A 19,785-nucleotide genomic window follows, 5' to 3' on the forward strand; every position below is an offset into this window, starting at 1 on the left:
CCAAAATAATTACGGCAAATCTTGTGTATTTTGATGTATTCATATTGTTTTGTTTAAGGTGTAAAAATCAGGTATTGGCAAATTTAATAGTTTATTTGATTTTCTTACTTTAAAAATAAACTTTAACAAACAAAAAAGCCCTTGAAATATCAAGGGCCTTTAATTTTAATATAAAGAATAAAATTATTCTTCTTTCATTGTATGATAAACGTTCATAACGTCATCATCTTCTTCAATTTTCTCGATTAATTTTTCAACATCAGCGATTTGAGCTTCTGTCAGTTCTTTTGTAATTTGCGGAATACGCTCAAAACCAGAAGACAAGATTTCTAAACCTCTGTTTTCTAATTCTTTTTGTAAAGCACCAAAACTTCCAAAAGGAGCATAGATCAGGATTCCGTCTTCGTCTTCAAAAACTTCTTCTGCACCAAAATCAATTAATTCCAGTTCTAGTTCTTCAGCATCGATGCCGTCTTTTGCAATTCTGAAATTGCAGGTATGATCAAACATAAATTCAACAGAACCCTGAGTTCCCATTGTACCGTTGCATTTGTTGAAATAGCTTCTGATGTTTGCTACTGTTCTGTTATTGTTGTCAGATGCAGTTTCGATCAAAATTGCGATTCCGTGAGGAGCGTATCCTTCAAACAAAATCTCTTTATAGTTAGCAGTATCTTTGTTACTGGCATTTTTTATCGCGCGCTCAACATTATCTTTTGGCATGTTGGCCGCTTTCGCATTTTGTATAACAGCTCTTAATCTAGAATTGGCATCAGGGTTAGGACCGCCTTCTTTAACAGCCATAACGATGTCTTTACCAATTCTGGTAAATGTTTTGGCCATTGCAGACCAACGTTTCATTTTTCTTCCTTTTCTAAATTCGAACGCTCTTCCCATTTCTAATTTTTAGTTTTGTGATGCAAAAATAAAGGTTATTCCTTATTTATCCAAAATCAAAAATTTAATTTTTTTTTATTTGTTTCAAGTTTCAAGTTTCGGGTTTCAAGTTTTACGGAATGTTGTAAAGTTGTGTCAACGTGAAACCTGAAACCTGAAACGTGAAACCTGAAACCTGAAACAAAAATCCTTATTTCGAAAAATTAAAGTCATTTATAATATTTACCGCTTCGTTGAGGTATGGATTTGTTTTTAAATTGTCCATTTGGTATTGATTGATCGTTTTGTCATTATGATATGAACCTAATAAAAACTGATTTACGGACGAATTATAAATATCCAGCGGATTATTTTCATCATTAAAAGTATTGATTTCTGTCCACAGTGAATCTACATTTTTTTTCTGTTTAAAAACGGCATCCAATGTCATTGGAATTTCGGCTTTTGGCGTATTAACCAGCTGATCAATTTTTTGATTGATCTTTTTAATATCATTAAAATAATAATTATTAGCAAGTCGCAAAGTGCTGTTTTTAGCCAGTTTATCTATTAAAGCACGTTTTACGTAAGGTTTGTACTTTAAAAACGATTCAATACTGTCATTTTTTACTGCTGTCGGAAAATCGCTTTCCTTTTGGTAAATATCTTCATAAAATTCAGGAAGAATCACATCCGGTGTTACACCAATGTACTGATGACTTTTTCCGGTAACTCTGTAAAATTTATTTATTGTAATTTTTAAGAAATCAGTATTTTTATTTTCGTCAAGCGAAAGAATCGTCTGCATGGTAGCTTTTCCAAGCGTACTGCTTCCTAATAAAAGGGCACGATTATAATCCTGTAAAATAGAAGAGAAAAATTCGCTTGCAGATGCCGTGTTGCTATTCACTAAAATCACAATTGGGCCTCTGTAAATCATTCCTCTGTAAGGATCATTGATGACAGATCTTTCTTTAGTATGGTCAATAACAATAGAAATTGGTCCGTAATCAATAAACATTCCGGCCAGTTTTATGGCTTCTTCCATCGAACCGCCGCCGTTGTCAATCAGGTCAATAACTAAGCCTTTAATATTATCTTTTTCCAGTTTCATTACTTCTCTTGCCACATCATCTGCACAGCCTTTTCTGCTGTTTCCATCTAAATCAGCATAAAAACTCGGAATTTTTATATATCCAATTTTACTTTCTTTTCCAATAATAAAACTGTAAACCGAATTTTCTTCATCCTTCATCACCTTTTTTTCGATGTAGACATCAAAGTTTTTACCTGAATTTCTCTTGAGTGTAAGGGTCAAACTTTTATTAGCTTCGGATAAAATCATAGTAGAAATTGATTCCAGCGAAGCACAAGAAACCTGAAGCGTTTCTTTATTGTTGGAAACAGAAATAATCTGATCGCCTTTTTTTATCTGGCCTGTTTGATACGCCGGACCATTTGGATCAATTTCGTGAACAATAATTTCGTTTTTTTCATTAAGATTAACTGTCATTCCTAACGACAAATGTTCTTTGGATAATGAAGCAACAAAACTCGATTTAGAGTCGTCGCTAAAATAAGCTGTATGAGGATCAAAATAGGTACAGAAAAAGTTATATAAATTCTCATTCTGTTTGGTCTTTGTTTGCAGAAGTGTCGAAAAACGGCATATTTCATTAGAAACAATCAGTTTTTTAGACTTGGCTTCAATCGAACTAAAATTAGCTTTGATAGAATCCAGATTATCACTTGTTTCTGCAATATCATCTAAAATCTGATAACGAAGTTTTTTTCGCCATACTTTCTCTAAATCTTCTTTTTTTAAGTAAAACGGAAATGATTTTTTATAAAAGCGAATAGTATCTTTTTTAGTATAATCAAATGCGGTTGCCTGAATTTTTTCAAGAACTTCCTTAGTTCTTATTAAGGCATTTATATATTTGGATGTAATATCTGTTAAAAAACTGCAGTCGTTTTCAAGTATCAAATCGTCGAGTTTAAAACGATATTTGGCGGCCATTTCATCGTATTCACTTTTAAAAAAAATGTTTCTCGAAGGATCTAATTCATTTATAAGATTATCAAACACAAAAACAGATAAACTGTCATCGACAGGTTTAGGTCTTAAATGTTCAGTCTGAATTACGGTGTTTATTTTGTTAAGTATCTGGCACGTTTCAGCGCTATTTTGACTAAATAGTAAAGTGGTAAATAGTAAAAATAACGGCAAAATTTTGTTCATGGGTAAAACGTCAGCATTTAAATTAAAATTACGCTAATTTTTTGAAAATGATTTATATTTTTTCTAAAAAATCTTACATATAAATTAGTATAATTTCTCTATAAATTCTAAGTCCAGTCAATAAAAAAATGCATTACAATTCGTAAATCGTAATGCATTTTTATAATAGTTTTAGAGTCGAAAATCTATTTCTTATAAAAAGGTAATTTTACCACTTTAGCAGCAACGTCATTTTTTCTGATTCTGATAAAAATATCACTGTCAACAGCACTGTTAGCAACTGTAACATATCCTAATCCAATTCCTTTATTCATAGAAGGCGACATTGTTCCAGAAGTTACAATTCCAATAACTTCTCCCGATGCATCGACAATTTCATAATCATGTCTTGGCACTGCACGTTCCTGCATTTCAAAAGCAACTAATTTTTTGGTAACACCAGCTTCTTTTTGTTTTTTAAGAGCTTCAGAATTAGTAAAGTCTTTTGTGAATTTAGTAATCCATCCTAAACCTGCTTCAAGAGGAGAAGTAGTATCATTAATATCGTTTCCGTAAAGGCAGAATCCCATTTCAAGACGTAAAGTATCACGCGCAGCAAGGCCGATTGGTTTAATTCCGAAAGCGGCTCCTGCTTCAAAAACCTTGTTCCAAACTTGTTCTACATCGTTGTTTTTACAGTAAATTTCAAATCCGCCAGAACCAGTATAACCTGTAGCAGAAATAATTACATGCTCGATTCCGGCAAAATCACCCACTTCAAAATGATAATAGGCAATCGCAGCTAAATCTACAGAAGTTAAAGCCTGCATTGCCTCAACCGCTTTTGGTCCCTGAATTGCCAAAAGAGAATAATCATCAGAAAGATTTCTCATTTCAACTCCCAGATCATTATGAGATGAAATCCAGTTCCAGTCTTTTTCAATATTTGAAGCATTTACTACTAACAAATACTGCTCTTCTTTTATTTTATAAACAATCAAATCATCTACAATTCCGCCTTCATTATTTGGCAGACAAGAATATTGCGCTCTTCCAATTGTCAAAGTCGAAGCATCATTTGAAGTCACTTTTTGAATCAAAGCCAAAGCATTTGGACCTGTTAACAAAAACTCACCCATATGCGAAACGTCAAAAACGCCCACACCATTACGAACCGTTTCATGTTCAGCATTTACACCCTCGTAAGTAATAGGCATGTTGTAACCAGCAAAAGGCAGCATTTTCGCTCCCAAACTCTCATGTATGTGCGTAAGCGCAGTATTTTTCATTGTGTTGTTTTATAAAATTGTTTTGCAAATCTATTCAAAAAATATCTAATTTAAATGTCTGAAATTATAAATTTCGCAATAATCAGGAGCTATTTCCTGCTATCCGCTATATCTTTTTGTTTTTAAAGAAAAAACAAAAAGGATGCCGCTCCTATCAGGGCTAGGGGAAACGTTTTCAAAAGAAGAATTCATGATTTCAAATTTTTCTGTAACTTTAGTGTATAAAAAGACAACTGAAACGCCTTTCTGCAAAAAGAAACCATGATTGTATGTGTTTCAAAACAACCACAATAATTAAACAACCCGAATGAAATCTCCGTATTTAATCACCAAAGAAGAAATTCTAAAACTATATAAGCCAGTAGATTCCAAAGCGCACAAAGGAACCCAGGGTCATGCGGTTATAATTGCCGGAAGTTACGGAAAAATAGGTGCAGCGATTTTAGCTTCAAAATCCTGTCTTAAATCCGGCTGCGGACTTGTAACGTCTTTTATTCCAAAATGCGGTTATCAAATCCTTCAAATCGCAATTCCGGAAGTAATGACAGTTACAGATGAAAACACAAATTTTATTACCAATGTTCATTTGCCTTTAATTCCGCAGGCAGTTGGAATTGGTCCGGGAATCGGAAAAGAACTCGGAACACAAAAAGCTTTATTTGAATTTTTAAGAGTAAATAAAGCACCTTTAGTTCTTGATGCAGATGCCTTAAACATCATTTCAGAAAATTTATCATGGCTGGAATTGATACCCGAAGATACAATCCTCACACCTCATCCAAAAGAACTGGAACGATTAATCGGAAAATGGAATTCAGAATCGGAGAAATTCCAAAAAACAATTGCTTTTTCAGAGAAATATAAAGTCATAATTGTCATGAAAGGCGCGCCAACATTTATCATCAACAGAACTTCCGTCTACGAAAACACAACCGGAAACGCAGCACTCGCAACTGCCGGAAGCGGTGATGTTTTAACCGGAATCCTGACAAGCCTTTTAGCGCAGGGTTACGAACCCAAATATGCTTCTAAACTTGGCGTTTACCTCCACGGATTAACAGCCGATTTAGCGCTGCCAAAATTTGGTTATGAATCTTTTACGGCTTCAACTATTATTAAGTATTTAGGAAAGGCTTTTCTTGAATTAGATAATTTGTCAATTTGATAATTTGTCAATTTGATAATTAGATAATTTTTGTATAGTTTGTCACTCTGAGCGAAGTCGAAGAGTCACGAGTAGCTCCGCAAAGAAGTCGGCATGCTTTGAGGAATAACTATGCGATCCTTCGACTTTGCTCAGGAGGACAAAAAATGAGAATAAATAATCTGCAGCATCAGCTTAAATCTTTTTAAATCTGCGTGAAACAAAAACTTTGCGCCTCCGCGACTTTGCGAGCTATTTCCATATCAGAATTAATTCTTAGCGTCAATCTTTGCGTTTGCGGTTAGAAAAAAATCTAAAATCTGCCCTCTAAAATCTAAAATCAAAAAATTGTAAGTTTGTAATATGAAAAACAACTTCGATCTCAGAACGGTAAACGTCATGCGTTATATAACGCCGCTGCGTGAAGGCGGTTCTTTACCCGCTTTAGCAGAAGCCGATGACGATTTTAAATACGTATTAAAATTTAGAGGAGCCGGTCACGGCGTAAAAGCACTTATAGCCGAATTAGTTGGCGGACAAATCGCAAAAGCTTTAAAATTACAATTGCCTGAATTAGTTTTTGCCAATCTCGACGAAGCTTTTGGAAGAACCGAAGCTGACGAAGAAATTCAGGATTTACTGCAGGGAAGTCAGGGATTAAATCTGGCACTTCATTTTCTTTCGGGCGCTATTACTTTCGATCCGGCTGTTACAACTGTTGAGGCCAAATTAGCTTCGCAGATTGTCTGGCTCGATGCTTATATCACCAACGTTGACAGAACTTTCAAAAATACCAATATGCTGATCTGGCATAAAGAACTATGGCTGATTGATCACGGTGCATGTTTGTATTTTCATCATTCCTGGAACAATTGGGAGCAGCATGCCAAAAGTCCGTTTGCATTGATAAAAGATCACGTTTTACTGCCGCAGGCTTCACTTTTAAAAGAAGTCGATGCTGAGTTTAAAGCCATCTTAACACCGCAGATTTTAGAAGAAATTGTAAATACGATTCCGCTGGACTGGCTGCAGTGGGAAGATGCAGATGAAACACCGGAAGGTTTGCGTAACGTTTATCTGCAGTTTTTAAAGACAAGATTAGAGAATTCAGAAATATTTGTAAATCAGGCTCACAATGCAAGATAATCAATTATACGAATATGCTGTGATTCGTGTTGTGCCAAGGGTAGAGCGCGAAGAATTCCTGAATATCGGAATCATTTTGTTTTGCAAAAAAGCCAAGTTTATAAAAGTACTTTTTCATCTTAATAAAGAGAGAATACAAGCACTTTCTGCTGATTTTGATATCGAACAGTTAGAATGCAATTTAACTTCATTGGAGAAAATCGCAAACGGAGCCAAAGACGGCGGACCAATTGCAGAATTTGAAATTCCGGAACGTTTTCGATGGTTAACGGCAATTAGAAGTTCTGCGATTCAAACATCAAGACCTCATCCGGGTTTGTGTCAGGATTTAGAAAAAACGATTCAGAGATTGTTTGAAGAACTGGTTCTTTAGGGAAGGTTTAAATTGGCATAGCGCCAAAGGGTTAAAAGGTTTTTGGCCACAGATTAAAAGGATTAAAATGATTAAAATGATTTTTTATTTTTAGTCTCATTTTTGTCATTTCGAAAGGATAAATCTCCACAAGTAACTCTACAAAGTTTTTAATTTTGTAGAATATTGCCGCCGGGATTTCTCCTTCGTCCAAATGACAAACTTTGTGGAAACTTTTAGGTTAAACCTGAAACCTGAAACCTGAAACCTGAAACCTGAAACATGAAACCTGAAAAAACCTGAAACCTGAAACCTGAAACCTGAAACCTGAAACCTGAAACCTGAAACCTGAAACCTGAAACCTGAAACCTGAAACCTGAAACCTGAAACAATAAAACTAAAGCTTCTTTTCCATATAAATAAACTCGAGCGGTTCTTCAGCAATTGTAACATGAATTTCGCTTTGAGGAAAAGCTTCTCTTTCGCCTGTATCTGCGTAACCGTGGCGTTTGTACCAGGCAATCAATTCTTCACGAACCGAAATTACCGTCATCACAATCGAAGTCAATCCCAAAGATTTTGCAAAAACTTCGGCTTCGGCCAGCATTTTTTTTCCGATTCCGCTGTTTTGGAGTTCAGGAGAAACCGTAAGCATTCCTAAATACAATTGATGTTCTTTTGCTGCAAGTAATACTGAACCGATAATTGTATCATTTTCCGTAAACTTCAGAATCGTATTTTTCGGATTAGTAATGATTTCCGTCAATTCGGCTTCATTGGTTCTTTTTCCTTCCAGAAGATTGGCTTCTGTTGTCCAGCCTTGTTTTGAAGATTCTCCTCTGTAAGCAGAATTAATTAAGGCTGTTAAGGCCAGAATATCTTCGGGTAATGCTTTTGTAATCATATTTTTTATAAGAATGTATAAATAGTATCCTGCTTTAGCCGGAACGACAAAATTAGGATATTAAGAAATGGCTTGAGCAATTTTCGGAGTTTTTTTGACTAAAGCGAAACAGAATTAGAACAGAATTTCAGACTAATGCGGGAGACAGTTGAAAATGATTTTTTTATTTTAAATTAATGCAAGGAAATAACTGAAAAATTATTGAAATTTGTGATTGTCTGAAAACAAAAAAAATATGGCAAGAATTCATTTGTTCGAATTTGAAGATCAAAATTGGTTACCCGGTTTCCTAAGAAATTATATGACCGATTTTCTTCAATTCCTTTCTAATAAAACTCCAATGTATAAAGGAATTGTGCCAATTATAGATAAAGGGTTAAGAGAAACCAACACCAATCAGATAATAGATCTAGGCTCTGGAGGAGGAGGAGGATTAATCTGGCTGAATAAAGAATTACGAAAAGAAAAACCCAAATTAAAAATTCTGCTGACGGATTATTTTCCGAATATTCCGGCGTTTGAACACACTCATAAACAAGCCGATAATTTCGAATTTATAAAAACCAGAGTTGACGCCAGAAATGTTCCCGAAAACCTAAACGGACTCCGGACTCAGTTTTTATCCCTGCATCATTTTAGACCCAAAGATGCACAGCAGATTCTGCAGAATGCAATTGATACCAATAGTTCCATCGCGATTTTTGAAGGGCAGGAGAGAAGCTTTCAGAGTATTTTGGCGATGATTTTTTCACCGATCACAGTTTTACTGACCACACCGTTTATAAAACCGTTTCATATCGGACGGATTATTTTTACATACCTGATTCCGATTGTGCCCATTTTGATTTTGTGGGATGGCGTGGTTTCTTCTTTACGAACGTATTCTGTAGACGAAATGAATGCTCTGGTTGCTAATTTAAACAATGCAGCAAATTTTAACTGGGAAATTGGAAGAGTAAAATCTGGGTCAACTAAGATTTTGTATTTGTTGGGAACGAGGAAGTAAAGTTTTAGTTTAATAAATCGATTATTTTTCAGGGTCTAAATTTTCAAAAAAATTTATAGGATCAGTAATAAAGCTGAAAGCATTTGATGTTCTTAGACTATTTACAATATCTTTTAATTCAGGTTCAAAAATTTCTCCTTTTAAATCAATTAGTACAAGATCATATCTTTTGCAAAGTTCTAAAATTGATTTAAGAACATTTGTAACATTGGATGCTTTTCTCAAATCAATTCTGAATTGAAATTCTTTTATTTGAGTTGCATCATCTGTTAAGTAAATACAGGCATCATTATCTTCGTTATTATTGCCATTGCCTTTCCAGTTTAAATAAGTTTCGTTACCCCAATCAGCTTTTGGAAGAATTAGATCCAATTCTGAAATAATAGCAGTAATACTGCCACCAAAGTTTTTCCAGAATGAATCAGTATCTGGCAAAAATTCAGTTTTATTAGTTTCAAAAATATTGTAATTCTTATCGATTGAATTTTTTGGAACAACGATTAAGAGATATTGCCAGATTGCCATTTGTAATGTTTTAAACTATTGATTTTTAATCACTCAAATATTCCCCAAATATATCTATCATCTACAATTGCATTTGGATTTTCGCTTACTTTCTCTAAGAAAAGGCTAAAGTTTTTGTAAGCTCTCAACTTATATATTCTTTGCTGACCCGATTGGTTTATTATTATTTTCCAAACTCTTCTGTTATTAATCATAATCATAGTCCTCCTGGCTTCGGTAATTGTTGAAAGAGGATATTTAATCAAAGGTTCATTTGGTTTTATTCGGTATAAATTATCTTCATCAAAATAAAAAACAGCAGATTTGAATATCAAATTTTCTAAGTAAGGTTTTGGAGCTGATAATCTGTACATTGACCAGAAATCAAGACCTGTTTTTTGTTTAAATTCTATTGCTCTTTGTTCTTTATAATAATCAATCCAGGATTGAATTTTTGGATATATGAGAAGAAAAATAATAATTAATGCTAAAAAGACCAGAACAATGTTTGTGCCCATATTGAGTTTTATTGTTTTTTAAATCAAACATAATAAACTTATTCAAATTTGAAAAGAAAGCCTTAGAGAAAGATAATTTATATGAATTTTGAAAAGCGTATCTTGCAAAAAAATCTTGTTTTTTACCAAAACCTATTTTCGTTTCAGAATTTTAAATATCTTTGAAATATGAGTACAGCAACAAAACCAAAACATATCGGCAGAAATATAAGCCGTATCAGAGAGCTTAAAGATATGAAACAGGAAGCACTGGCGCAGGCTTTAGGAATGAGCCAGCAGGCAGTTTCTGTTCTTGAAAACAGCGAAACGGTAGACGAACAAAAACTTATAGAGATTGCAAAAGCTCTTGATGTTTCTGTTGAAGCTATTAGGAACTTTTCAGAAGAAGCGGTTTTAAATATTATTGGAAATACTTATCACGATAATGGTATTGTAAATGCCGGACTTAATTATAATTGCACTTTTAATCCTTTAGATAAAGTTGTTGAACTTTACGAACGTTTGGTGCAAGCTGAAAAAGATAAAGTGAATTATTTGGAGAAGTTATTAAACGGGAAATAATTCGTTTTTTGAAGATATTATTAAATTGAAAAGAGACCTTGATGAGGTCTCTTTTTTATTCTTATCTGGTTCGATTGCTAACGCGAGAGTCCCGCATGTGCACGCTCCAATTGGTTTTTAAATTTCTTTGTGTTCACGAGCGAGAAGCCCGCGCCAGCAGGGGGGACAGGTGGTTACTTTTGATTTCTCTTATAATAATAAGCAAATGGTTCGAAAGGTAAATTACCAATAATATTCTCTAAAAATTGAATTCCCTCTTCGGAGAGTTTTCCCACTTTTGAATATGGACCCCATTGGGAAGGTTTAATAAATTTTCCAACTACTAAAAAAGAATTATCATAAGTAACTTTAAAAGCTTTATCATTCTTATCGTTTATCTCAAAATATTCTGGTTGCATAGGGACATTTCCATTCCCATTATAATGTGTAATCATTCCACCTATAAAATCTTGGTCGGGATTTCCTTCAAAATATACTATGTAATGAAAACCTTGTGTTAAAGCTCGATGCGTTGCTTGTAAAATTGTTCCTCTTTCCAAATTCTAATTTTTAAAGTTAAAATAATAGATTATTGAAAATCCAATAATTGCAATTACTAAATGCAAAGCCGACATATAATTAGTTCGGTTAAAAATATCTTTATTACTATCTGGCTTTTTGATTTCCTCATACAGGGCTTGAAAATTCTCAGCAAAAGTTTCACGCAATTTCTTTGCTCTACTTTGATGTAATTTAATAAAACTTCTTGTTTTTTGAATGTATAGAATTGCAATTATGTTTGCAACACTAAAAATTAAAGGTAAAACTATATATTTCAATTTGGAGTCAAAGGTTTCACTTATGAAAGAAAATGCGATTGTAATTGTACTCAATCCAGTTACAAATGAACTTATATAATTTTCTTGACTTTCTAATTTTCCAATTCTATCGTATTGCAAACTATGTAAGTTTCTAAAATTCTCTTGATTTATTTTTCTATTTTCTAAATTCAATTCTTCATTTGTCATTGTTCTTGCTCTGTGTCGGTTTTTAATTTACTGCTATTGTTCTATCTTGTGGCGAGGTTTGAGAATAAAGATGCGTAATTTTTCCATTAATGCCAAAAATTAATCTTGCCAAGCGGCTGTTAGGGCAAGTAATTATTCAATTTTAAACTCTTCTTTTACCCATTCCATAAATTTTTCATTAAACTTGGCATCAAAACTATAATCCATTACTCTTCTTAATTCCATTCCAACTTTGGTAAAACAGGTACAGTTTACTTGCTTTTCAATTTTTACAGAATCATATTGAGGTGTAATTTTATAAACTTGTTTACCTAATGTAAATGGCAAATTGAAAAATGCTTGGGAAAAGTTTATTTGAACTCCTATTTCATTTTGTACTAGACCTGAATCTTGTAGCTCTAATATTTCTTTATAGCTTAAATCGAATTCTCGTAATGAATTACTTGCAGGACTTTTAAAAGGCCCATGTACAAGTAATGGTGATTCTGGTAATGACAAATTCTGGTAACTTAGTCTACAAAATTTTTCAAAAATTTTGGCAGTTTCTTGGTCAAGTATAGCAAGAGTCTGTAATGTCTTTAATCCAAAACTACCAGGTTGTTTTATTTCTCCAGACAATATTTTTGAAAGTGCTAATTGAACATCTTCATTTGATTTAGTTTCTACTATCCTTGAGAAATTTACTAACCAGTCATCATCAATTTCTTTGTCAGTGTCTTCATTTGGTGTATTTAATTTTAAATCTTCTATTGTCTTATCAAATACCTTCTCTCTGTTTAATTGTTCCCTTAAAACTTTTGAACCATAATAGTTTACAGCACGGTTCATTAATTCAGTATCTTCTATAAAATCATCAGAAGCTTTTTCAATAATTTTTTGTCTGAATATATTTAAAGCTATAGTCTCTCCTTTTATACTTTCGGTTTTAGATTCTAAAAAGGCTACAGGTATATCAACTAGCCCCGTTATTAGTCTTCCTAATGATTTCCAAAGATTTTTTTTTATTGCTGGTGGTAAGGGTATACCGTCTAAAGTTGATAATATTGCTTCGGGTTCCATCATTGGTATTTTTTCTAAGTCTTCAGTAATTTTATCTTTGCTCATATTTTTGTTTTTTATTAGCTCTAACTCATTTATATGCGAAACAAACCTTCCGCATTTACACCTCTATTTGGTTAGATAGGCGAAGGTTTGATTCGTTTTTTTTCTTTGCTTTTCAAATAAATAGTTTTTTTTCTTACTATACTTTTAGACTTGATGGAGAAAAAATGTTTTTTAGAAGAAAAGAAATCTAAAAAATATTTAAGAAAAAATAATTGAATAAAAAACGACTGAAATAAATCCCAATCGTTTTTATATTATAAAAATAATTTACCCCAAGAAAGCCTTCAACTCCTCATAAGTCCCAATCTTTACACTAACTTTCTCCTCATTAATAACACTCTCAATTTGAGTAGGAATCTGAAGATTAATTCTCGCTTGTGGCTCTTTTTAAAATTATAAAAATCAAGCAATCTTTATATTCACCAACGATGTACTCACAACAGTATGAGGATCAGTAGGTAGAATTGAAATTAGAATTTATAAATTAGCCTTTTATTTTTCTAAAGGTTATACTTATTCTTTCGTTATTTTCCTGAGATGAAGATAAAATTGCATGCAGCCAGTCATTTTGAAAATTTTGAGTCATGTATATTAAACTTTGCGACTGAAGTTCCACTTCAAAAGAAATAGATTTGTCTTTTTTGTTTTTGAATTTCATTATACGATTTGAACCAAGCGAAAAAATTGCAATTCCGGTATTTTCATATAGAATATCTATTTGATCAGAATGGAAGCCCATTTTAGAATCGCTTTTGTAGTAATAATTTATTAAACAATTATTTGGATCAAAGTAAATACGTTCTTCTACTATTTTAGCCAATTCAGATATATATGCAGGAAACTTCTTTTCAGCATATGTCATATTGTTATAATTATATGGTTTCCCATAACTAGCTGTTTTTCTTGCAGCCATTGAATCATCCCATTCCGTATTATTTGCTATTTCATGAAACATTAATGGATCTATAGAATCAATCTTTTCTATAAAAATTAAGTCTTCAGCCAGGTCTTTTAAATTCATTTTATATCGTTTTAATCAAATTTATAAATATTGATCCTAATTCATCAACTTATAAATTTCCCTAAATGTAATAAAATTAATAAATAAAAAAAGCTACAAGATCACAAGAAGAAAATCTTGAAATTTGCAGCTTATAGAATTTTATTTAGAAATTAATATCAGCCCAAAAAAGCCTTCAACTCCTCATAACTCCCAATCTTCACACTAACTTTCTCCTCATTAATAACACTCTCAATCTGTGCCGGAATCGGAAGCGTAATTCCCAGCGCTGGTTCAACAACATCTAAGAATTTAATTGGGTGAGCGGTTTCTAAGAAAATACCAATGGCGTTAGGATATTTTTCAAGTTCTTTTTTGAGACCTAAATACCCAACCGCGCCGTGAGGTTCTGCGATGTAACCGTCGGTGTTATAAATTTTCTTTAGAGCTTCCAGCGTTTCTTCATCGGTATAGCTATAAGAAGAGAAATCTTTTTCAAAAGCCTTTAAATCATTATTGTATAATTCCTGAATCCTGATAAAGTTACTTGGGTTTCCAACATCCATTGCGTTAGAAATCGTTGCTTTAGAAGGTTTCGGGTCGTATTTTCCGTTTGCTAAGAATCTTGGCACTGTGTCGTTTACGTTTGTAGAAGCCACGAAATGTTCAATTGGTAAACCTAATCTCTTTGCCATAATTCCGGCGCAGATATTCCCGAAGTTTCCGCTTGGGCAAGAGAAAACCAATGGTTTGTTTTGGTTTTTCAATGCTTTGTAAGCAAAGAAGAAATAAAACATTTGTGGTAACCAACGCGCAATATTAATAGAATTCGCCGAAGTCAGGTTCTTATGCGCTAAAGTTTCATCCAAAAATGCTTTTTTCACCATATCCTGACAATCATCAAAAACACCGTCAACTTCAAGAGCTTTAATATTCTGCCCTAAAGTCGTCAATTGTTTTTCCTGAATATCACTCACTTTTCCAGACGGATATAAAATCACAACATCAACACCGTCAACACCTAAAAATCCGCTTGCAACTGCTCCGCCTGTATCGCCGGAAGTTGCAACTAAAACGGTATTTTTAGCGTCTTTTTTATCTTTATTGAAATAACCCAGACAACGTGACATAAATCGCGCTCCAACGTCTTTAAACGCCATTGTAGGGCCGTGAAATAATTCTAGCGAATAAATTCCGTCTTCGACTCTCACCACCGGAAAATCAAAAACCAAAGTATCAGCAATGATTTCTTTCAATTTTGCTTCCGGAATTTCATCGCCCACAAATTGTTTAATTGCTTCATACGCCATTTCTTCGTGGCTTAAACTTTCGATTTTATCAAAAAATGAAGGATCAAGAGGTGTAATATTTTCCGGGAAATATAATCCTTTGTCACTCGCTAATCCTTGTATTACAGCTTCCTGAAAAGAAACTTTTGGGGCATTATGGTTTAAACTGTAGTAATTCATTATTTTAGATTTTTGATTTTAGATTTTAGATTTTCATTCTTTGTCTAAAATTTAATGGTTGTTTTTTGTTTAACCGCAAAGAGCGCAAAGGATTTGTTTCTTTTGAAAACGCAGAGAACGCAAAGCTTTGCGGTACTATTTTTATTTCAATAATTATTTAAGCGCATTTTTTGTCATTTCGACGTAAGGAGAAATCGCACTCGTGATTCCTCACAGTAATTCGGCAATCTTTGTCATTTCGACGGAGGAGAAATCTCCGCAAGTAGCTCCGTACAGAAAATCTCCAATCTTTGTCGAGTTTCTCGCGGAGATTTCTCCTCCGTCGAAATGACAAACTGTATGTTAATGCTTTGCGTGGGCTTCGACGTCGCTCGGCCTGACAAACTTTATAGTTTTTATTTATTTTTTTATCAAAAATTATCTAGATAGTGTGAATCATTTCCAAAATTCCCACCAACTTTTTTGTTTACCTACGTTAGCTTCTGATTCATCATCCATCAAGTTAATAGTAACACTTCCAATTTCATCGACTTCCCAAATGGTTGCAGTTGCTATCTCTATTGAATTTAAATTTAAGAATGTTTCTATTTTTTGATTTAAATATTCATCCGTAAGATTTTCATCTTTTTTGGCTCTGCTTAATGAAATAATTGATTTGTCATCATTTTCAATTCGTTTCATTCTTTCTGCTAACACTACTAAAATATCTTTAGAATAGGTTGAAACAGCATTTTTAGGAATATTATAATCATCATCAAAATGAAAATAATCAGAAACAAGAATCGAGAAAAATTGATTGTCCCTTTTATCGAAATAAAATATTTCAGAAATTCTTTCTTCTGGCTGGCTGAAACCAATTTTTAACCAATTTTCAATTTGCTCTTCTTTTGTTATTTCATCCATAATTCAAGAAATTACAAAATTCTTACCCCATCCGGATTAATCTTCGAAACGTGAATTTCATATGGTAAATTCATTTTTTCGTATACATCGCTCATGGCTTTGGCGATTTGGTCGGCTGTTTCTTTTCCTTTGCTTAAAGCAAAAATCGACGGACCAGAACCTGAAATTCCAGAACCTAAAGCACCATTTTCTAAAGCCGTTTGCTTGATTTGGTCAAATCCCGGAATTAAAACACTTCTTAAAGGTTCTACGATTTCATCGTGAAGCGAACGGCCAATCAAATCGTAATCTTTGGTGTAAAGACCAGCAATCAATCCGCCTACATTTCCCCATTGCATAATGGCGCTTTTTAGGGAAACCGTTTGTTTTAAAACCGAACGCGCGTCAGAAGTTTTTAACTCAATTTGAGGATGAACCACCGTAGCAAACAATTCTTCCGGACTATCGATTCTGATAATGTCCAGTGGAGCATAACTTCTTACCAACGTAAAACCGCCTAAAAGGGCAGGAGCAACGTTGTCTGCGTGAGCGTTTCCGCTGGCTAATTTTTCGCCCTGCATGGCAAACTGTACCAAATCTTTTCGCGAATACGGTCTTCCTAATAATTCATTAATTCCGAAAACCGCTCCGGCAGAACTTGCCGCACTGCTTCCGATACCGCTTCCGGCTTTGATGTTTTTATAAATTTCGATTTCAAATCCAAAATCCAACTCGTCTAAAGTTGCCAACATCGCCAAAGCTGCAACACCCGAAACATTTTTCTCCGTTTCAAGCGGTAAATCGGCACCCACGATTTTAGTAATCCGTACTCCTTTTTGATCTGATTTCCGAACGATCATTTCGTCACCCGCATTGTCTAAGCAAAGTCCAAGTACGTCAAATCCGCACGAAAGATTTGCGATTGTAGCGGGACAGAATAATTTTATTTCCATTTTTAAGGTTCTGAGGTTCTAAGATGCTAAGATTCTAAGGTTTCTTTGCAACTTATTGTTTTTAAGTTTCTAAGGTTTTGAGATTCTAAGATGCTAAGGTTGTTTTGAAAAAAACTCAGACCCTTAGCATCTTAGAACCTTAGCACCTTTATATATTACCTATTCGAATTACATCTGCAAAAATTCCTGAAGCTGTAACTGCTGCACCGGCTCCGGCACCTTTTATTAATAAAGGCTGATCTACGTAACGATCGGTGTAGAAAAGCACGATATTGTCTTTTCCTTCCAAATTGTAAAACGGATGATCTTTTGGAATAAACTGAAGACCAACGCTAGCTTTTCCGTTCTCGAATTGTGCTACGTATTTTAATCTTGAATCTTTGGCTAAAGCTTCTTTATAAATGTTTTCAAAATGCGATGCATGTTTGATTAAAGAGGCAAAGAAATCTTCGTTGTTTGTTGTTTCCAGACATTCTGCCGGTAAAAACGATTCATTTGCAATGGCATCAATATCCATTTCGTAACCGCTTTCGCGAATTAAAATCAGGATTTTACGGGCCACGTCGATTCCGCTAAGGTCAATTTTTGGATCCGGTTCAGTAAAACCCTGAACTCCGGCTTCTTTTACCACATCGTGGAAAGAATTGTTTTCATCAAAATTGTTGAAAATAAAGTTTAAACTTCCAGATAAAACTGCCTGAATTTTATGCACTTTATCACCGGATGCGATTAAGTTTTTTACGGTATCAATAATTGGTAATCCTGCACCAACATTTGTTTCAAACAAAAACGGCGCATTATATTGGCGTGATAAGCTTTTTAATTTTTTATAATTGTCGTAAGCAGAAGAACAGGCAATTTTGTTGCAGGTTACAACGGCAATACTTTCTTTTAGGAATTTCTCGTACATATCAGAAACGCTTGCATTTGCTGTGATATCTACAAAAATGCTGTTGCGTAAATTCAGTTCTTTGGCCCGGGCGATAAATTCTGTTGCAATTGCAGCTTCTCCTTTATCTAAAGTCGACTGCCAGTCTTTTAAGGAAATTCCATCTTCATCAAAAAGCATTTTTCTTGAATTGGACAAAGCAATTACGCGAACATTAATTTTTAAAACCTCTTTTAAGAATTTCTTTTGGTTGTGAATCTGCTCGATGAATTTTTCGCCTACATTTCCAACTCCCATCACAAATAAATTGAGCTGTTTAGTATTTTCTTCAAAGAAATTCTCGTGCAGCGTATTCAGTGCTTTTTTAACGTCTCTTTCGTTTATTACAGTCGAAATATTACGTTCAGAAGCACCTTGCGCAATGGCACGGATATTCACGTTGTTTTTTCCTAAAGTGCTGAACATTCTTCCGCTCAAACCCTGATGGTTTTTCATGTTTTCGCCCACCAAAGCAATAATGCAAAGGTCTTTTTCTACATAACAAGGATCGATTTTGTTTTGTGCAATTTCGATTTCAAAAGCCCTGTTAATCGCAGCTTCGGCGTTATCAGCATCAGAATTTAAAATTCCGATACAAATAGAATGTTCCGAAGAAGCCTGAGTAATAAAAATTACATTGATTTTTTCCTGAGACAATACTTCAAACAAACGTCGGGAAGAACCCGCAACACCAATCATTCCCGGACCTTCAAGAGTAACAAGCGAAATATTATTAATATGGCTGATTCCTTTTACGACTGTATCTTTTGTTACAACATGATCAGAAATTAAAGTGCCTTCAGCTTCCGGTTCAAAAGTATTTTTAATTAAAATCGGAATATTTTTTCTTAAAACCGGCTGAATCGTAGGCGGATACAAAACTTTAGCACCAAAATGAGACAATTCCATTGCCTCCTGGTACGAAATATTCGCAATTGGCTGTGCTTGTTTTACGATTTTCGGGTTTGCCGTAAACATTCCGTTTACATCAGTCCAGATTTCAAGTTGTTCGGCATCAATTGCTCCGGCGATAATTGCCGCTGTATAATCAGATCCGCCGCGGCCGAGAGTTGTCGTGATTCCGTCAAGAGTCTGTGCAATAAATCCGGGTAAAATATTAATCCTAGATTCATTCTGCCCAAAATATTCCTGAATTAAATTATTAGAAATTTCAAAGTTTACCGCCGCTTTTCCGTAGTTATGATCTGTTTTAATTAATTCACGACTGTCTTTGTAAAGAGCTTCTTTATCAGTTTGCTGAAAAGCCTGCGCAATAATATAAGACGAAAGCAATTCTCCAAAACTTAAAATAGTATCAGCAGTTCTTGGAGATAATTCGCCTAAAAGGAAACAGCCGTCTAATAAAGTTTCTAAATGATTGATGATTCTTTTTACATGGCTTAACAAACTGCTTTGCTCGCTTACCGGAATAAGTTCTTTAAGAGTGTCAAGGTGTTTTTTCTCTATTTCAGCAACAATTTCCCTAAAACCTTCGTCGTTTGCCGCTGCTTTTGCTGCTGCAGACTGCAGTAAATCTGTTACTTTGCTAAGTGCAGAAACTACAACAACCAGTTTGTCGCTTTTGGCTTTTTGATTAACAATTTCGAGAACGAGTTTTATATTTTGAGCATTGGCAACCGAAGTTCCGCCAAATTTTAATACTTTCATTTTTGATATTTTTTAATAAGGTGCAAAGATTTTGAGTAACAAAGTTCAAAGGTTATCAACTATGAACTGAAACTGAAAAACTGTGTCTTCTTTTTCTTTTTGTAAATGTTTTTCATGTATCCAATACCTTTCTTCTTTTAAGAAAAAAGTATAGATAATCTGGATTATATGTAAAAATGTATACCCCTAAGGGGTAGTTGTAGTTGTAGTAGAAATTGTGGTAACAGCAATTGCAGCTTCTGTTTGAGCTGTA

Annotated in this window: 20 protein-coding genes; 5 read left to right on the top strand and 15 right to left on the bottom strand. The window is 34.0% G+C overall.

Annotated elements, in window-relative coordinates; all coding sequences use genetic code 11:
- Positions 1–183 precede the first annotated feature (183 nt).
- From ASE21_RS10200 to gcvT, 3 genes are all read right to left on the bottom strand, one after another.
- Positions 184–897 (bottom strand): YebC/PmpR family DNA-binding transcriptional regulator, encoded by a 714-nt coding sequence (locus ASE21_RS10200; RefSeq protein WP_012024626.1) that lies wholly within the window; start codon positions 895–897, stop codon positions 184–186.
- A gap of 190 nt (positions 898–1,087) precedes the next feature.
- Positions 1,088–3,118, bottom strand: a complete 2,031-nt coding sequence (locus tag ASE21_RS10205) for a carboxy terminal-processing peptidase (protein WP_057122559.1) — start codon at positions 3,116–3,118, stop codon at positions 1,088–1,090.
- 185 nt (positions 3,119–3,303) lie between these two features.
- Positions 3,304–4,386 carry a glycine cleavage system aminomethyltransferase GcvT gene (gene gcvT / locus ASE21_RS10210; protein ID WP_057122560.1) on the bottom strand — a complete coding sequence of 361 codons (1,083 nt, stop codon included), beginning with the start codon at positions 4,384–4,386 and terminating at the stop codon, positions 3,304–3,306.
- 307 nt (positions 4,387–4,693) lie between these two features.
- Between gcvT and ASE21_RS10215 the strand changes: the two genes are divergently transcribed.
- The 3 genes from ASE21_RS10215 (at position 4,694) to ASE21_RS10225 (ending at position 7,049) form a co-directional block, all read left to right on the top strand.
- Entirely contained in the window at positions 4,694–5,551 is an 858-nt protein-coding gene (locus tag ASE21_RS10215) for an NAD(P)H-hydrate dehydratase (RefSeq protein WP_057122561.1), read from the top strand.
- A 342-nt stretch (positions 5,552–5,893) separates the two neighbouring features.
- Positions 5,894–6,676, top strand: a complete 783-nt coding sequence (locus ASE21_RS10220) for a HipA family kinase (protein ID WP_057122562.1) — start codon at positions 5,894–5,896, stop codon at positions 6,674–6,676.
- Entirely contained in the window at positions 6,666–7,049 is a 384-nt protein-coding gene (locus tag ASE21_RS10225; protein WP_057122563.1) for a DUF3037 domain-containing protein, read from the top strand. The genes ASE21_RS10220 and ASE21_RS10225 overlap by 11 nt, the downstream gene beginning before the upstream one ends.
- A 215-nt stretch (positions 7,050–7,264) precedes the next feature.
- Here the strand turns inward: ASE21_RS10225 and ASE21_RS21840 are convergent, their stop codons facing one another.
- Positions 7,265–7,420, bottom strand: a complete 156-nt coding sequence (locus ASE21_RS21840; RefSeq protein ID WP_157848776.1) for a hypothetical protein — start codon at positions 7,418–7,420, stop codon at positions 7,265–7,267.
- Between the two features lie 5 nt (positions 7,421–7,425).
- On the bottom strand, positions 7,426–7,932 hold the full coding sequence (locus ASE21_RS10230; protein WP_057122564.1) for a GNAT family N-acetyltransferase: 507 nt from the start codon (positions 7,930–7,932) through the stop codon (positions 7,426–7,428).
- Positions 7,933–8,167: 235 nt separating this feature from the next.
- Here ASE21_RS10230 and ASE21_RS10235 point away from each other — a divergent pair, with 235 nt between their 5' ends.
- Entirely contained in the window at positions 8,168–8,938 is a 771-nt protein-coding gene (locus ASE21_RS10235; RefSeq protein WP_057123172.1) for a hypothetical protein, read from the top strand.
- A gap of 21 nt (positions 8,939–8,959) precedes the next feature.
- Here ASE21_RS10235 and ASE21_RS10240 read toward each other — a convergent pair whose 3' ends face one another.
- Together ASE21_RS10240 and ASE21_RS10245 are read right to left on the bottom strand one after the other, a co-directional pair.
- The gene (locus ASE21_RS10240; protein ID WP_057122565.1) at positions 8,960–9,463 is read right to left on the bottom strand and encodes a hypothetical protein; all 504 of its coding nucleotides are present in this window, start codon (positions 9,461–9,463) and stop codon (positions 8,960–8,962) included.
- A gap of 29 nt (positions 9,464–9,492) precedes the next feature.
- Positions 9,493–9,960, bottom strand: coding sequence for a hypothetical protein (locus ASE21_RS10245; RefSeq protein WP_057122566.1), 468 nt, complete (start codon positions 9,958–9,960; stop codon positions 9,493–9,495).
- Between the two features lie 168 nt (positions 9,961–10,128).
- Between ASE21_RS10245 and ASE21_RS10250 the strand changes: the two genes are divergently transcribed.
- Positions 10,129–10,521: a helix-turn-helix domain-containing protein gene (locus ASE21_RS10250; RefSeq protein ID WP_057122567.1), complete on the top strand. Its 393-nt coding sequence runs from the start codon at positions 10,129–10,131 to the stop codon at positions 10,519–10,521.
- 173 nt (positions 10,522–10,694) lie between these two features.
- Here ASE21_RS10250 and ASE21_RS10255 read toward each other — a convergent pair whose 3' ends face one another.
- The 8 genes from ASE21_RS10255 to thrA form a co-directional block, all read right to left on the bottom strand.
- On the bottom strand, positions 10,695–11,060 hold the full coding sequence (locus ASE21_RS10255) for a hypothetical protein (protein ID WP_057122568.1): 366 nt from the start codon (positions 11,058–11,060) through the stop codon (positions 10,695–10,697).
- Between the two features lie 3 nt (positions 11,061–11,063).
- Entirely contained in the window at positions 11,064–11,528 is a 465-nt protein-coding gene (locus ASE21_RS10260; protein WP_057122569.1) for a hypothetical protein, read from the bottom strand.
- A 132-nt stretch (positions 11,529–11,660) separates the two neighbouring features.
- Positions 11,661–12,632, bottom strand: a complete 972-nt coding sequence (locus ASE21_RS10265; protein WP_057122570.1) for a DUF2806 domain-containing protein — start codon at positions 12,630–12,632, stop codon at positions 11,661–11,663.
- Between the two features lie 484 nt (positions 12,633–13,116).
- The gene (locus ASE21_RS10270; protein ID WP_057122571.1) at positions 13,117–13,653 is read right to left on the bottom strand and encodes an alpha-ketoglutarate-dependent dioxygenase AlkB; all 537 of its coding nucleotides are present in this window, start codon (positions 13,651–13,653) and stop codon (positions 13,117–13,119) included.
- Between the two features lie 158 nt (positions 13,654–13,811).
- Positions 13,812–15,101 (bottom strand): threonine synthase, encoded by a 1,290-nt coding sequence (thrC, locus tag ASE21_RS10275; protein WP_057122572.1) that lies wholly within the window; start codon positions 15,099–15,101, stop codon positions 13,812–13,814.
- A 435-nt stretch (positions 15,102–15,536) separates the two neighbouring features.
- On the bottom strand, positions 15,537–16,004 hold the full coding sequence (locus ASE21_RS10280) for a hypothetical protein (protein ID WP_057122573.1): 468 nt from the start codon (positions 16,002–16,004) through the stop codon (positions 15,537–15,539).
- 11 nt (positions 16,005–16,015) lie between these two features.
- Positions 16,016–16,936, bottom strand: coding sequence for a homoserine kinase (locus ASE21_RS10285; RefSeq protein WP_057122574.1), 921 nt, complete (start codon positions 16,934–16,936; stop codon positions 16,016–16,018).
- 148 nt (positions 16,937–17,084) lie between these two features.
- Positions 17,085–19,532, bottom strand: a complete 2,448-nt coding sequence (gene thrA / locus ASE21_RS10290; protein ID WP_057122575.1) for a bifunctional aspartate kinase/homoserine dehydrogenase I — start codon at positions 19,530–19,532, stop codon at positions 17,085–17,087.
- Between the last annotated feature and the right edge of the window lie 253 nt (positions 19,533–19,785).

This window comes from Flavobacterium sp. Root901 (assembly GCF_001429765.1).
GTDB lineage: Bacteria > Bacteroidota > Bacteroidia > Flavobacteriales > Flavobacteriaceae > Flavobacterium.

Coding starts and splice junctions, on each gene's coding strand:
- gcvT (WP_057122560.1), bottom strand. CDS start 4,386: ATGAAAAATACTGCGCTTACGCACATACATGAGAGTTTGGGAGCGAAA.
- ASE21_RS10250 (WP_057122567.1), top strand. CDS start 10,129: ATGAGTACAGCAACAAAACCAAAACATATCGGCAGAAATATAAGCCGT.
- thrA (WP_057122575.1), bottom strand. CDS start 19,532: ATGAAAGTATTAAAATTTGGCGGAACTTCGGTTGCCAATGCTCAAAAT.
- ASE21_RS10260 (WP_057122569.1), bottom strand. CDS start 11,528: ATGACAAATGAAGAATTGAATTTAGAAAATAGAAAAATAAATCAAGAG.
- ASE21_RS10205 (WP_057122559.1), bottom strand. CDS start 3,118: ATGAACAAAATTTTGCCGTTATTTTTACTATTTACCACTTTACTATTT.
- ASE21_RS10215 (WP_057122561.1), top strand. CDS start 4,694: ATGAAATCTCCGTATTTAATCACCAAAGAAGAAATTCTAAAACTATAT.
- ASE21_RS10225 (WP_057122563.1), top strand. CDS start 6,666: ATGCAAGATAATCAATTATACGAATATGCTGTGATTCGTGTTGTGCCA.
- ASE21_RS10245 (WP_057122566.1), bottom strand. CDS start 9,960: ATGGGCACAAACATTGTTCTGGTCTTTTTAGCATTAATTATTATTTTT.
- ASE21_RS10235 (WP_057123172.1), top strand. CDS start 8,168: ATGGCAAGAATTCATTTGTTCGAATTTGAAGATCAAAATTGGTTACCC.
- ASE21_RS10285 (WP_057122574.1), bottom strand. CDS start 16,936: ATGGAAATAAAATTATTCTGTCCCGCTACAATCGCAAATCTTTCGTGC.
- ASE21_RS10230 (WP_057122564.1), bottom strand. CDS start 7,932: ATGATTACAAAAGCATTACCCGAAGATATTCTGGCCTTAACAGCCTTA.
- ASE21_RS10220 (WP_057122562.1), top strand. CDS start 5,894: ATGAAAAACAACTTCGATCTCAGAACGGTAAACGTCATGCGTTATATA.
- ASE21_RS10270 (WP_057122571.1), bottom strand. CDS start 13,653: ATGAATTTAAAAGACCTGGCTGAAGACTTAATTTTTATAGAAAAGATT.
- thrC (WP_057122572.1), bottom strand. CDS start 15,101: ATGAATTACTACAGTTTAAACCATAATGCCCCAAAAGTTTCTTTTCAG.
- ASE21_RS10200 (WP_012024626.1), bottom strand. CDS start 897: ATGGGAAGAGCGTTCGAATTTAGAAAAGGAAGAAAAATGAAACGTTGG.
- ASE21_RS10280 (WP_057122573.1), bottom strand. CDS start 16,004: ATGGATGAAATAACAAAAGAAGAGCAAATTGAAAATTGGTTAAAAATT.
- ASE21_RS10240 (WP_057122565.1), bottom strand. CDS start 9,463: ATGGCAATCTGGCAATATCTCTTAATCGTTGTTCCAAAAAATTCAATC.
- ASE21_RS10265 (WP_057122570.1), bottom strand. CDS start 12,632: ATGAGCAAAGATAAAATTACTGAAGACTTAGAAAAAATACCAATGATG.